The following is a 14,084-nucleotide window of genomic DNA, read 5'->3' as shown; positions in this document are numbered from 1 at the left end:
TGGCTCTACATAACGCCTCAATCTATATCGGCTCCATCAGAATTGCATACAATATCCAATAAAACCTATAATGCCATGTCCATAGGCGACACACAAGCTCTTCATTATCAGTGTGGATAGCGAACCGATTAAATCATTAAATGACTGATAACTATGAATTAGTAGAGCTTATATTCTAACAACAGCAAAAAGTATTAAATGCTAAAACCTGATACACAAGAGTACAAAATAACACCATTTGGCACATGTGTTTAAAATCAATTGTAACACCCTGTTAACACTAGATTTTTAATTCCACCTCGCTTTTCTCCATCCCATCTCGATTACTTTTCGCCGTGACGGTGCGTTGTAATCACATGGCGAATGCTCTACTAATTTTTGTAGGCAGTAAGTCGCTGCTTGTCGATAAAGCGCCTGAATGGCTCTTTGCATAACAAGCGGCAACACATATAAAAACAAAAATCTTAAATTTTTGGGGAAGGTCCAATGAAATCAACATATCTCGGATTACTCATACTTTGGGCAATAACCACGTTAAGCGGTTGCGCCAAGCTCGATGGCCGTGTGACGGCTGGCGGCACCTTGCACTCGCAAGGCGGTCTTTACGGTTTGCTTATGGCTGGGGCCTGGTACAGGCCAAGGATGCGGTCGACTATATCAAGGCCAATGGCTGCCAGGCTCTGCAAGGCAACCAAAAAGGCGGTCAAGGCTAAACGAGTTCGTTTTTATTCCTTTATAATCGTTACTTCAAGCGCTCCAGGTGAGCACTTTTTTTATGCAAAAAAGAGACTAAAAAAGCAGGCACTTTTGCCTGTTTTTTTCTTTAAGCGCTTTGTGCTTCCATCTTAATCAGCAGCTTTTTGATGTCTTCTTTGGCACCGGTAATATGGCGAATGAGGTAATCACAGGCCGCATCCACTCGCTTAGCGCGGCATAATTTCAGCAATTCGCGGTGCTCTTCCGGGGCGGTGTTAAGGCCTCCGGCAAGGAGAATATGCATACGCACGTAACGCTCGGAGTTTTTACTGAATTGCTCTACCAGCTCGCGGGTTTGTGGACGTTCGGCGCGACTATACAGCTTAGCGTGAAAGGCGCTGTTAAGATGACCCGTCGCGGCCTGAGTATCGCCAGCCGCCATGGCCGTTTCAAGTTCCTCTAAAAGGGCTTCGGCGTCTTGCAAGTCTTCTACGGAGAGTTTGTCCAGGGAATGACGCAGTAACTCCGCCTCGAGCAAGGCGCGCAGGTCGAAAATTTCATCCACTTGCGAGGCACTAACCTCGGTCACAGAGGCCCCCTTGTGGGCTTCAAAATTGACCAGACCTTCGGCTTCAAGTTGCAACAAGGCTTCACGCACCGGAATACGGCTGACATTAAGCTCTTCGGCCAAGGCCGCCTGACGCAGCGGTGAGCCTGATTTAAATTCACCGGTCAGAATTTTTTCTCGAATCGCCTCGGCGACCAGCTGGGTGCGGGTTTTATGTTCGATTGCCATAGTACTTTCAATAAGTTGCATCTTTTATACAGTATACCGATGGACCCAAGCTATTTCGAGTATCTTGTATACTTTTGGACGGTGAAAAAGCGCGACCACACACGGGATGCGGCAGCGCTTGGGGACGTCTTGCTTAACGTTTCCTTCCTATCAGGGAGCTATTTTTGCACGCACAAAGGACGCATAAAGCGGCGCATGGCCTCCAGGCCCACCGAGGTTGAACGCACATCGGTAGAAGAAGGGAAAGGTCCGCCATGGTTCATCGACGGGCACACCTCGACTCCCGTTGGCATTTGCTCGAAAATCAGCCGCCCTACCTTGTAACTTAATGCCTCAAGCAAAGCCTGATGCTCATCGTTTTGCTCATCGGCACCATGCACAGAAGCCGTAAGTTGCCCCTCTAAGGCGTTGATCACCGCCATCAGTTGCACCGAGTCGGTGTAATGAACAATCAAGGCACAGGGACCAAACACCTCTTCATGGAGCAAGGACGTTTGCAAAAATGCCTTGGCATCACAGCTAAACACATGGGCATTGGCGTGGAAGTCACGTTGCCTTGCCCCCTGTGCCACCAGGGTTGTCGCCTTACACTCGGTCAGGCTTTCAATCGCATGCGCAAACGAGCGCACAATCCCCGGTGTTAGTAAGGTATCGGAAGGGGCAGTGTTAATACTTTCTATCACCTTATCCATAAAGGCATCACAGCCAGTGGCCGGCACCAACCACAGTCCCGGGCTGGTACAGAATTGACCGTTGCCCATCAACATGGATGCGCACAACTGCTCTGCAAGTTCAGGCTTACTGTGCAAGGCCTCAGGTAGGATAACCTGTGGGTTGATGGAGCCCAGTTCACCATAAAAGGGGATTGGTTCAGCCCGGGTTTGAATGGTGGCCATCAAGGCTTTGGCAACCCCCATGGAGCCGGTAAAGCCCACTGCTTTTATTTGCGGTGCGGCTACCAGGCGATGGGAGATGTCATAGTTTACGCCTTGCAGCATAGAGAACACCCCGGCGGGCATATCACAACGCTGGATAGCCTTGTCGATGGCGCGGGTCATCAGCTCACTGGTGCCCGGATGAGCCCGGTGACTCTTCATCACCACGGGGCAGCCCGCCGCTAGCGCCGCCGCGGTGTCGCCGCCGAGCGTAGAGAAGGCATAAGGGAAGTTAGAGGCGCCAAAGACCGCGACGGGGCCAAGCGGCAAATATTTCAGCTTGGTATGGGGTTTGGGTAACGGCTGCCGTGCGGGGTCGGCCAGGTCTTCACGGCTAATATGTAAGGGTGCCAGGTTCTGCGCCAAGGCATCGGCAAATGCGCGCAGTTGATTAATGGTGCGCCCGCGCTCGCCTTGCAGACGGGCCATGGGCAGGTTGGTTTCTTGGTGCGTAACCTCTAGCAATTGCTCACCCAGCGCCTCAATTTCGTCGGCTATGGCGTTTAAGAATTCACTGCGCACCTGCGTGCTGGTTTGTCGATAGATAACGAACGTCTGCGCTGCTCTTTCGCATGCAGCATCGACCAAGTCCAGGCTGATATCATAATAGGCCTGGCTCAATGGCTCATTTTGCACCGGGCTAAAGCCATAAAAGCGCTCACTGCTACCTTGTTGCCATTGACCGGCAATATAGCTGTATCCGCTCAGAGCCTGTTGTGTATGTGGCATCACTGTCTCCTTATAAAACTTGAAATCCGAAGGCATAGGGGTCGTCATCATCAACCACTATGGCGTTATGACCCGTCACTCGTGCCCAGCCTTCAATACTGGGAATGATGGCGGTTTTGCCCGCCACTTCAGTCACCGACTCAATGCAGCCAATAAACTGGCTGCCGATGTAACTTTCATGCACAAATGGCTGCCCTTGCTGCAATTGCCCCTTGGCAAATAACTGTGCCATTCGCGCGCTGGTGCCGGTGCCGCAGGGCGAGCGATCTATGGCTTTATCGCCATAAAACACCGCATTGGCGGCATTGGCATTGTCATTTTTAGGTAGCCCGGTCCAGAGCACATGAGAGGCGCCGCGCATGGTTGCATCTTCAGGGTGGACGCACTCAAGCTGCGCGTTGATGGCATCACGCAGTAAAGGGCTCCAGCGCAATAGCTGTGCCGCCGTGCAGTGCTCGATGCCGGGGAAGTTGGCCTGTGGCTCAACGATGATGTAGAAGTTACCACCAAAGCTAATGTCCACACACAGCGACCCCAGCTCCGGCACATCCACCTGCACTTGTTCATAAGCAAGGTAGGCGGGCACATTGAAGAGTTTCACCGCCTCCACCTTGTCACCTTGCATGCGGTAATGGGCTTGAACTCTTCCAGCCGGGGTATCCAGCTTGACCACTCCCGGCGTACGCGGAGTCAGCAGGCCGTTTTCGATGGCAAAGGTCACGGTACCGATAGTGCCGTGACCACACATGGGCAAGCAGCCCGATGTTTCGATAAATAAAATGGCCGCGTCACCGTCTGCTGTTGTCGGCGGATAGAGAAACGAACCCGACATTATGTCGTGACCGCGCGGCTCAAACATCAGCGCCTTGCGGATCCAGTCATAATCACGCAAAAAGTGCTGACGTTTTTGACTCATACTTTGCCCTTCTAGGGAAGGATGGGCGCTTGTGACCAAGCGAACCGGATTCCCGCAGGTATGGCCGTCGATACAAAAGAAGGTTCCGCGGTTCATAGGCTAGTCCAGGTTGTACTTGCTAAGGTCAATGCGATTATCAAGCGCTTCGTTGTAAAGGCGCTCAACGTACGCTTTTTCATCGGCGGTCAGGGATAAACGCGGAGCACGGGTACGCTCACTGCCGCGACCAGCCAACTGTTCGGCGTACTTGATGCACTGCACCAAGGTAGGGATGGTATCTAAACGTAACAGCGGTAAGAACCAGCGCCACAACTCACGGGCTTCCTCATAACGCCCCTGTTGCGCCAGTTTATAAATGGCGACCGACTCGCGAGGGAAGACATTGGTAAGGCCCGAGATCCATCCGGTTGCGCCCAGCATCATAGACTCAAGAGCGATATCATCAACGCCGCTGAACACCACATAACGGTCGCCAAAGGCGCTAAATAGCTCGGTGATACGGCGGGTGTCTGCGGTGGCTTCTTTTACCGAAACGATATTGGCTTCCTCGGCCAGCACACGCATGCCGTCAATGGTCACATCAACGCCATAGGTAACCGGGTTGTTGTAAATCATGATGGGTAACGCCGTGGCTCTGGCAATTTTTTGATAATGGTCGATGGCCTCGCGTTCGCTGCTGCGATACACCATGCCAGGTAGCACCATTAAACCGTCGATACCCAGCTTTTCGGCATCCTGGGCAAACTCAATGGCAAACTGTGTAGTGGTTTCTGCCACGCCACTTAATAGGGGTACGCGGCCGGCGACCACCTCTTTGGCCATGGCTAAAACCTGACGCTTTTCATCACTGCGCAAAGAGCAATTCTCGCCCACGGTGCCGAGCACGATAATGCCGTGCACTCCTTCTTTAATCAGGGTGTCGATCATCGCCGCCGTGGTTTCAAAATTTATGCTGTCGTCGTTGTTGAACTGGGTCGTGACTGCCGGGTATACACCCTGCCAATTTACCTTCATGGTTATTCCTCATGTTGTCGTTGTGCTTGCCATAATAGGTATATTGTATACAATATTCAACATGCAAAATTAAATTGGCGCGCCAAAGTCCTCCTAAGAAAGCTCTTAAACTCAGGAAACAAGGTTCAATAGGTTGAAATTATTGAATAAATAAATCTCGGGAACTGGCGCTGTAAAAACAAGAAGGGTTCAATGCAAAATCATCACAGCGATGTACATACAGACGATTTGCCCATTGCGGTGATCGGCGCGGGGGTTGTCGGCCTAAGTTGTGCGCTGCAACTCCAACGCCAAGGACATAAGGTGCATCTATACGATCCGGAGCAACCGGGCAGCCAATGCTCGTTCGGCAATGCCGGGCATTTTGCCACCGAGCAGGTGTTCCCCCTGGCCTGCAAAAGCTTGTTGCCCAAGCTGCCCAAAATGCTGCTTACGCCAACCAGTGCGTTGCGCATTCGCCCTGCTTACTTTTTTAGCCTGCTACCCTGGCTGTGGCGGTTTTGCATGAACATGCGAAACCGCCCATTTAAGCGCCATACTGCGGCCCTTAAGGCCCTTAATAAGCAGGCGCTTGACGCCTGGCAACGGCTGCTCGGCGTAGATTTTGATACTCATATTCAATGCAATGGCTCCTTGCTGACCTTTGAGCACACGCCGCTACGCACAGTTCAGGCGCTTGCCGATAAATACGCAGCCCAGGGCATTGCCGTTGAAGTGCTCAACAAAGCGCAAGTGCAGGCCCTTGAGCCCGAGCTAAACGCCAAAATCACTTATGCGCTTTATTTTACTCAAGTTGGCCATACCGCCTCACCAAAAGCACTGAGCGATCACCTTTTTGATACATTAATTCAAGCGGGCGCGGAGTATTTGGCCCAGCGCGTCGAGGCAATACACCATGATGGGGAGTTTTGCCGGTTAGTTACCGCAGGCCAGACACGTGCTTATCGCAAAATGGTTGTGTGTGCCGGTGCATATAGTAAAGTGCTGTGTCAACGACTTGGTTACACCCTGCCTCTGGAAGCGGAGCGCGGCTATCATTATCAGTTACCAGCGCACTATAAGGTGACACGGCCCATTGCCTGTGGCGAGCGGCAGTTTATTATAACGCCCATGCAACAAGGGCTGCGCTTGGCCGGCACGGTGGAGTTTGCTGGCTTAAATACGCCAGCAGATTATCGCCGCGCCAAGCACCTGCTCAAGCATGGCAAAGAGCTGGTACCCTGCATTAATGAAGACTACAACCCACAGGCATGTTGGCAAGGGGCACGACCATCGCTCCCGGACTCTCTGCCGGTGATAGGTCAGGCGCCCAAACACCCACAGGTGTATTTTGCCCTGGGCCACCAGCACTTAGGACTGACCCAGGCGGCAATCACCAGCGAGCTGATTGCAGCAAGTATTAACGAACAACCCACCGCGATTAATCTCGATGCATTTTGCATCTCGCGGTTTCAATAATTAAGGAGCTAGACGCTATGAAGGGCATAGGCTATCAAACACAAGAACAAGCATTGGCACAACTGAGCGATATGACGACAGATATCGCGCCCATTGAAGAGGCGGAATACCGTGCGCGAATCTCCAAAGCACAGGCCTATATGCAGGCAAATCACATCGATGCCGTCTACCTGAATGCCGGCACCAATATGACCTATTTCACCGGTTTAAAATGGTACGCCAGTGAGCGCTTGGTGGGCGCCCTTTTGCCTGCACAAGGTGATATTGCTTTTATCGCCCCGTTTTTTGAAATTGGTTCGCTACGCGACTACCAGGTGATTGATGCCCCCATTCATGCCTGGCAGGAAGAAGAAAATCCCTATGAACTAGTTCGCGATGTGATGACGCAACTGGGTTATGGCGACACTGCGACTTTAGCCATAGATGAAAGCGCGCAATTTTTTATTGCCGATGGCATTAAAAAAGCGGCGCCCAATTACACCTTGGTCAACGGCGGCGAAGTAACTAAGCATTGCCGCATGCATAAATCAGCCAATGAGCTGGCGCTTATTCAGCGCGCCATGGACATGACCTTGGAAGTACACAAGGCCGCGGCCTCGATTCTTCATGAAGGGATCAGCACCCGTGAAGTGGAAGCCTTTATCAATGCGGCGCACAAAAAAGTAGGTGCCGTGGCCGGTAACTATTTCTGCATCGTGCTATTCGGCCAGGCCACCAGCTTCCCCCATGGTGTAAAGGATGCACAAACCTTAAAACAAGGTGACATGGTGCTGATTGACACAGGCTGTCAGCTTAACGGTTATCTCAGCGATATCACCCGCACCTATGTGTTCGGCGAGGCCACCGAGCGCCAGCGCATGTTCTGGGAAATTGAAAAGAATGCCCAGCTTAAAGCCTTCGCCGCAGCCCAGGTAGGCAACACCTGTGGTGATGTGGATTTGGCCGCGCGCAGCTACCTTGCCGAGCAAAACCTAGGCCCGGATTATCAACTACCAGGCTGCCCGCACCGCACCGGCCATGGTATTGGTATGGATATTCACGAATGGCCCTATCTGGTTAAAAACAACCCGCAGCTGCTGGCGCCGGGCATGTGTTTCTCCAACGAGCCCATGCTGGTGATCCCAGGCGAATTCGGCGTACGTTTGGAAGATCACTTCTACACCACGGAAAATGGCCCTGTGTGGTTTACCGAACCAGCGCACAGTATCGATAATCCATTCGGACTTTAACTGCTGTTTTAGGTCGGCGCTCTGCGCCGACAAACTTTAGCTGGACACCCACCTTAAAAAATTAGTAAGACACCCACTCTAAAAGAAAATTAGCTAGACACCCATGCTAAATCACTATAGAAAATTAGCAGGACACCCACCTTAAATAATTCTGAGGCAAGGTTTAAACCTTAGAGCTTCAAATGTTGGCTCACAATGTACTCGCTGTAGTAAAGAATCGAATTAACGGACACCCATAAAACATGCAGCAGGCTCTTATGAGAACAGCAGCCGTATACTTCATAGGGCAGCATCACTAGGCGGACGCCTTTCATCGCCGTATACACCGACAATAAATATTAGAGTGGGTGTCTTGGTTAGCTGTTCGCATATTGCGCGATGTAAAATCGCACCTAAAATACGTGTTTGCAGCTTACCTCCCTTTCATCGCCTCTTCCCTGCAGCTCATCGTCGTCAAATGTCAGGCGGTGTAATTTTATGTAAAGTCAGTTGAGCAAAACTTAACGTGGTGCTTGAATAACATTCATAAATTGATGTTTTTCAGGTTCTTAGAATGAATTGGCAATATAAGCCGAGTTTATTGGCTTTAAGTGTAATTTTGCTCAGTGCATGTGCGAGCCAGCCGACTCACAATGAGCGAGTTGCTGAGCTTGAGAGTGTTCCAAGTGTATGGCAGCAATTACCATCGAGTGACAAGGTGCTTGCTGTTGAAGATAACTGGTTGCAGCAATTACACGATCCTCAAGTTTTTACTTTAGTTGAGCAAGCATTAGCTTATAACCAAGCAATTTTACAAGCGGGTTACGATGTAGCGATTAAAGAGCAGCAGCTTATTGCTGCTGGGGCAGATTTATGGCCAAGCCTTGATTTATCAACACGTGCAAGCCGAAGTAAAGATAACCGCCCTGTTAGTTATAAAAACGCCAACTCAGCATCATTAGAGTTAAGTTACGAAGTTGATTTATGGGGTAAATTATCGGCTTCGGAACGACAAGCAAACCTTGAATACCTAGCTGAAAAAGCCACATTTGCGCAAAGCAAACAACAATTAGTGGCTGATGTAGTATCAGGTTGGTTTGATGTAATCACAAATCAAAAACTGCTCGAACTTTATAAACAGCGCGAACAAAATGCCGAACAGAATCTATCGATCATTGAGTTTGGTTATCGCCAAGGTTTAAATGAAGCGCTTGATGTTTACCTTGCTCGTAATGAACTAAATACTGAGCGCTCGAATATTGCCGCGCAGCAAGCAACGTTAACTAAATCGATTCGCGATTTAGAGCGTTTAACAGGCCAATACCCAACTGGCGCGTTAAGCGTTAGCGCAGATTTACCACTACTCGATAGTGCCATTCCGCTTGGTTTACCTTCAGAGCTTATCACTCGCAAACCTGAGTTAATGGCAAGCTGGTATCAATTACTTAGCACCGATGCTGGTCTTGCTTATGCGCATAAACAACGTTTTCCGAGCTTGAATCTTTCTGCATCAATGAGTGATAGCACAGATAGAGTGAGCGACTTATTTTCGCCTTCAAGCTTAGCGTGGTCGTTGATTGGTAGTATTTCGATGCCGCTTTTTGAAGGTGGTCGCTTAAAAGCCAATGAAGAACAAGCAAGGTTAAACGTTAAGCGCCAAGAGCAAGCGTATCTTGCCACACTTTATGATGCCTTTAACGATGTTGAAACAGCGATTAGCCAAGAACAAGCGCTTAAAGTACGCTACGAAAAAACCTTAGAAGCGCAAGAAAACGCTATTGCTGCAGAGCGTTTGTCTTTTGAACAATATCAAAGTGGTTTGGTTACCTACACCACGGTACTTGATGCGCAAGACCGTTCATTCAATGCGCAAAGTTCGGTAATCGAAATTAAAAACCAGTTAATTATCAACAGAATCAACTTACATATTGCCCTTGGTGGTGATTTTAGTGAAGCAAACAGCGAAGTAGCAGAGCAATAATCATGAATAGCAAGACACGTAAAATTTTAATTCCATTGGTAGTGATCGTCGTGACGGTACTGCTTGTCATGTTTATAAAAGGCAACCCGCCAAAGGCTAACCGCTTTTCTTCACCGCCAAAAGCAAAAGTGAATGTGGCTGTTAAAACCCTAACACCAGAAAACTATCAGGTGATGATTGATAGCTTTGGCACCGTAAAACCACGTACGCAAAGTATGCTAGTGGCGCAGGCTTCTGGGCAAATTATCGAAATTAGTGAGCAGTTCCGTGAAGGTGGCTTTTTCGAAAAAGGCGATGTGTTGTTGCAACTAGATGATAGAGATCACCGCGCCGAAGTAAAATCAGCACAAGCGGCTTTATTAACTGCTGAGCAAAGCTTACTTGAAGAGCAAGCTCGTGGCCGCCAAGCAATTACCGATTGGGAACGCTTAGGCAATGGTGAGCAAGCAAGTAGCCTGGTACTGCGTAAGCCACAACTTGCAGCAGCCGAAGCAAGTGTATTGTCTGCCCAAGCTACGCTTGAAAAAGCGAAGCTTGATTTAGAGCGTACAAAAATCACTGCGCCATACGCGGGACGTGTTTTAAGTCGTAGCGTAGACTTGGGGCAAGTGGTGAGTAATAACATGGAACTTGCTAACATTTATGCTATTGACCGTGTTGAAATACGCTTACCAATCAAAAATAAAGACTTACCGTTCATTAAGTTACCAGAGCAGTTTCGTGATGGTGCTAAAAATAGCGCGGGTTCACTCGTTAACTTCAGCTCAGATCTTGTTGGTAAACAGCAATGGCAAGGTCAAGTTATTCGCACCGAAGGTGCCATTGATGAAAGCGCGCAGCAGCTTTACGTGGTTGCACAAATTAATGACCCTTACCAAGCAACGTCATCGAATCAATACCCAATTAAAATTGGTCAGTACATCAAAGCGCAAATTACCGGCCAGACGATTGAAAATGCCATTGTGATCCCAAACAGCGCAATTTACCAAGGCACTTATGTGTATGTTGAAGAGCAAGGTGTGTTGCGTCGTAAAAATATCTCACTAGCTTGGCAAAACGCTAATCACGCCATGGTAGCCGAAGGCTTATCGGCAGGGGATCATTTAGTGATTACACCGCTTGGACAAGTTAGCTCAGGTACCCAAGTGACGGTAATGGGTAGCGAAGCCTATCAGGCGACCAGAGGAAAAGCTAAGAGCCCAAGCAACCAAGAGCCGCTTAAAGAGCAAGGAGCGCAATAATGATAGCTTGGTTTACAAAGAATCATGTTGCAGCAAACTTATTGCTAATCAGCATTTTATTAGCGGGGCTATTTAGCGTATCGACGCAAATACCACTCGAAGTGTTCCCCTCATTTGAAGCAGACCGCATTAGTGTAAGTGTTACCCTACGTGGCTCAACACCTGAAGATGTTGAAAAAGGTGTCGCTATCCGTATTGAAGAAGCGGTGCAAGATCTTGAAGGGATCAAGCGTATCACTAGCCGCTCATCAGAAGGTTCTGCCTCTGTATCAATTGAAGTCGATACCGGCTATGACCCACGGGAGCTATTAGCCGATATTAAAAGCCGGGTTGATGCCATTAACACGTTTCCGGTTGATGCCGAAAAACCGGTTGTTGCCCTCGCGCAGCGTACCCGTGAAGTAATAGCGGTAACTGTGTCGAGTGAATACGGCGAAAAAGAAACCTTAGAATATGCCGAGCATGTACGTGATGACTTATTACGCTTGCCAGAAATCACTCAGGTAGAGCTAAGTGGGGTGCGAGATTACGAAATTGCTATCGAAGTAAGCCAAGATACATTGCGCCAATACGATTTACGCTTATCGGACATTTCTTCAGCAATTAGTAATTCAAGTACCGATGTTTCAGCGGGTAACTTAAAAACACAAGGGGGTGATGTACTCATTCGTTCAAAAGGCCAAGCCTATCGTAAAGATGAGTTTGCCCAAGTTGTGGTGAAGTACCAAGCTGATGGTACCATTATTCGCTTAGGCGACATTGCCCGTATTACCGATGACTTCGAAGAAACCCCAGTTCGTACTCGCTTCAATGGTAAGCAAGCGGCGTTTATTGATGTGTATCGCATTGGTCCACAAAGTGCGATTGAAGTTGCTGATGCGGTAAAAAATTACATTACCGAGCATCAAAGCCAGCTACCAGAAGGGTTTGAGTTAAGCTTTTGGGATGACGACTCTGAAATCGTGAAAAGCCGTATTGCGACGCTAACAACCAATGCTATTCAAGGTGGTATTTTAGTTCTTGCGTTACTGACCTTGTTCTTGCGTCCTGCTATTGCCTTCTGGGTGTTTATTGGTATTCCTGTGTCGTTCATGGGCGCGTTTTTAGCGATGCCGATTTTTGGTATTACGCTTAATGTAATGAGTTTATTTGGTTTTATTTTGGTACTTGGTATTGTTGTTGATGATGCCATTGTGACCGGAGAAAACGTCTACACCCACCTAAAAACAGCCGAAAGTGGTGAACAAGCTGCTATTCGTGGTACGCAAGAAGTTGCGACACCCGTTACCTTTGGTGTACTTACAACGGTTGCCGCATTTTTACCATTAGCTTTTATCGAAGGTAACCGTGGTGCCTTATTCGCGCAAATTCCTGTTGTCGTTATTCCGGTATTACTGTTCTCTTTAATTGAGTCTAAATTTGTTCTGCCGGCTCACTTAAAGTACTTAAAGCTACGTAGTGAAAAAAGTAACCCGTCAAAACTACAGCGTTTTCAGCAGCGTTTTGCCGATGGCTTTGAACACGCCATTATGAAGTACTACCAACCGCTACTAAATGTTGCGCTAAAGAATAAATTAGCAACGGTCAGCTTGTTCGTCGGTATTTTCTTTATCATTTTGACCCTGATCACCAGTGGTTGGACGAAGTTTATATTCTTCCCGCGTATTCCAAGTGAAACTGTTCGCGCAGAGCTAACATTCCCTGCTGGAACACCGTTTGAAGTGACCAACAAGTACATCATCGATATGTCAGATAAGGCCAAAGAGCTACAAGACAAGTATCGTGATGAAGATGGCCAAAGCGTGATTTTAAATATTTTGGCAACCACAGGTGGCCGTGGTGGTTCATCAAATACAGGTAGTGTGCGCTTTGAAATCACACCAGCCGAAAAACGTGAATCAGATATAGGTTCTCGAGAGCTCGCCAGTGAATGGCGTGACCTTATCGGTATTATACCGGGCGCAGAGAGTGTAACTTTCCGTGCTGAATTTGGTCGTAGTTCAGATCCTATTGATGTACAGCTAAGTGGCAGCTCAATCGACACCCTTGAAGCTGTGGCAGAAAAGGTCAAAGAGCGTTTAGCAACTTACCCAACTGTGTACGAAATTGCCGATAGCATGTCAGATGGTAAAGACGAGCTGCAAATTGAGCTAACAGAGCAAGGTTTGGCACTTGGTTTAAACCGTGTTGATGTATCGCAGCAAGTGCGTAATTCGTTCTTTGGTGCGCAAGTTCAACGTATTCAACGTGGCCGCGATGATGTGCGTGTAATGGTGCGTTTGCCAATTGAAGAGCGTCGCTCAGTTGCTGATTTAACCGATATTTTAATTAAAACACCAACGGGTGGCACAGTGCCATTGTCGCATGTAGCGACCTTAGTGCCGGGGCAAAGTCCATCGTCTATTTATCGTATTGATCGCTATCGCACATTGAACGTAACAGCCGATGTTGAAAAATCAAATACCAATATGACGGTACTGCAAGCAGACTTAAAAACTTACTTAGATGAGCTAATGGTGCAATACCCAGGCGTTGATTACTCGCTCGAAGGTGAAGCCAAAGAGCAGCGTGAATCATTTGGTTCACTCGCTTGGGGCCTGGTGTTTGTATTCTTTATTATTTATGCGTTATTAGCGATACCATTTAAATCATATATGCAGCCATTAATTGTGATGAGTGTTATTCCGTTTGGCATGATAGGTGCGGTAATGGGTCACTGGGTAATGGGCATGGAGTTAACCATTATGAGCCTACTTGGTATGCTAGCCTTGATAGGCGTTGTAGTGAATGACTCATTGGTACTGGTTGATTTTATTAATAAGAAGCGTGAAGAGGGCGGTGATTTACTTGAAACCGTTAAACTTGCAGGGGCGGCACGCTTTCGCCCAGTAATGCTAACCAGTTTAACTACCTTTATTGGTTTAATGCCGCTGTTATTTGAAAAAGCAACGCAAGCACAATTCCTTATTCCAATGGCTGTAAGCCTTGGCTTTGGGATTATCTTCGCAACGCTTATCACCTTACTATTAGTGCCAGTTAATTACCTATTAATGGAGCGCTTTCAAGGATGGTTTAAATAGGGGTCGATAGGTTGAAAGCATATGTGTTGG

General features: G+C 48.3%; 10 protein-coding genes. 6 read left to right on the top strand and 4 right to left on the bottom strand.

Annotated features, from left to right (window positions below):
• Window positions 1-486 precede the first annotated feature (486 nt).
• Entirely contained in the window at window positions 487-849 is a 363-nt protein-coding gene (locus tag WCN91_RS05420) for a hypothetical protein (RefSeq protein ID WP_342677033.1), read from the top strand.
• Here the strand turns inward: WCN91_RS05420 and WCN91_RS05415 are convergent.
• From WCN91_RS05415 to WCN91_RS05400, 4 genes are all read right to left on the bottom strand, one after another.
• A complete protein-coding gene (locus WCN91_RS05415) occupies window positions 824-1,492 on the bottom strand; it encodes a GntR family transcriptional regulator (RefSeq protein WP_342677031.1) in 669 nt (222 codons plus the stop codon). The two genes, WCN91_RS05420 and WCN91_RS05415, sit on opposite strands and share 26 nt — an antisense overlap.
• A gap of 158 nt (window positions 1,493-1,650) precedes the next feature.
• Window positions 1,651-3,156, bottom strand: a complete 1,506-nt coding sequence (locus WCN91_RS05410) for an aldehyde dehydrogenase (NADP(+)) (RefSeq protein ID WP_342677029.1) — start codon at window positions 3,154-3,156, stop codon at window positions 1,651-1,653.
• A gap of 10 nt (window positions 3,157-3,166) precedes the next feature.
• Window positions 3,167-4,168 carry a 4-hydroxyproline epimerase gene (locus WCN91_RS05405; protein ID WP_342677027.1) on the bottom strand — a complete coding sequence of 334 codons (1,002 nt, stop codon included), beginning with the start codon at window positions 4,166-4,168 and terminating at the stop codon, window positions 3,167-3,169.
• 3 nt (window positions 4,169-4,171) lie between these two features.
• Window positions 4,172-5,086, bottom strand: coding sequence for a dihydrodipicolinate synthase family protein (locus WCN91_RS05400; RefSeq protein ID WP_342677026.1), 915 nt, complete (start codon window positions 5,084-5,086; stop codon window positions 4,172-4,174).
• Between the two features lie 192 nt (window positions 5,087-5,278).
• On the opposite strand from WCN91_RS05400, the gene WCN91_RS05395 reads away from it, so the two are divergent.
• The 5 genes from WCN91_RS05395 to WCN91_RS05375 all read left to right on the top strand — a co-directional run bounded on the left by WCN91_RS05395 (window position 5,279) and on the right by WCN91_RS05375 (window position 14,054).
• On the top strand, window positions 5,279-6,544 hold the full coding sequence (locus tag WCN91_RS05395; protein ID WP_342677024.1) for an NAD(P)/FAD-dependent oxidoreductase: 1,266 nt from the start codon (window positions 5,279-5,281) through the stop codon (window positions 6,542-6,544).
• A 17-nt stretch (window positions 6,545-6,561) separates the two neighbouring features.
• The gene (locus tag WCN91_RS05390; protein WP_342677022.1) at window positions 6,562-7,773 is read left to right on the top strand and encodes a M24 family metallopeptidase; all 1,212 of its coding nucleotides are present in this window, start codon (window positions 6,562-6,564) and stop codon (window positions 7,771-7,773) included.
• A gap of 553 nt (window positions 7,774-8,326) precedes the next feature.
• On the top strand, window positions 8,327-9,733 hold the full coding sequence (locus tag WCN91_RS05385; protein WP_342677020.1) for a TolC family protein: 1,407 nt from the start codon (window positions 8,327-8,329) through the stop codon (window positions 9,731-9,733).
• Window positions 9,734-9,735: 2 nt separating this feature from the next.
• A complete protein-coding gene (locus tag WCN91_RS05380; RefSeq protein WP_342677018.1) occupies window positions 9,736-10,974 on the top strand; it encodes an efflux RND transporter periplasmic adaptor subunit in 1,239 nt (412 codons plus the stop codon).
• The gene (locus WCN91_RS05375) at window positions 10,974-14,054 is read left to right on the top strand and encodes an efflux RND transporter permease subunit (RefSeq protein WP_342677016.1); all 3,081 of its coding nucleotides are present in this window, start codon (window positions 10,974-10,976) and stop codon (window positions 14,052-14,054) included. Before WCN91_RS05380 ends, WCN91_RS05375 begins: the two co-directional genes overlap by 1 nt.
• Window positions 14,055-14,084 lie beyond the last annotated feature (30 nt).

It is taken from the genome of Pseudoalteromonas qingdaonensis, from assembly GCF_038739665.1.
Taxonomy (GTDB): domain Bacteria; phylum Pseudomonadota; class Gammaproteobacteria; order Enterobacterales; family Alteromonadaceae; genus Pseudoalteromonas; species Pseudoalteromonas qingdaonensis.
The sequence above is the reverse complement of the archived record's forward strand: the minus strand, read 5'-3'. Positions and strand labels throughout refer to the sequence as shown.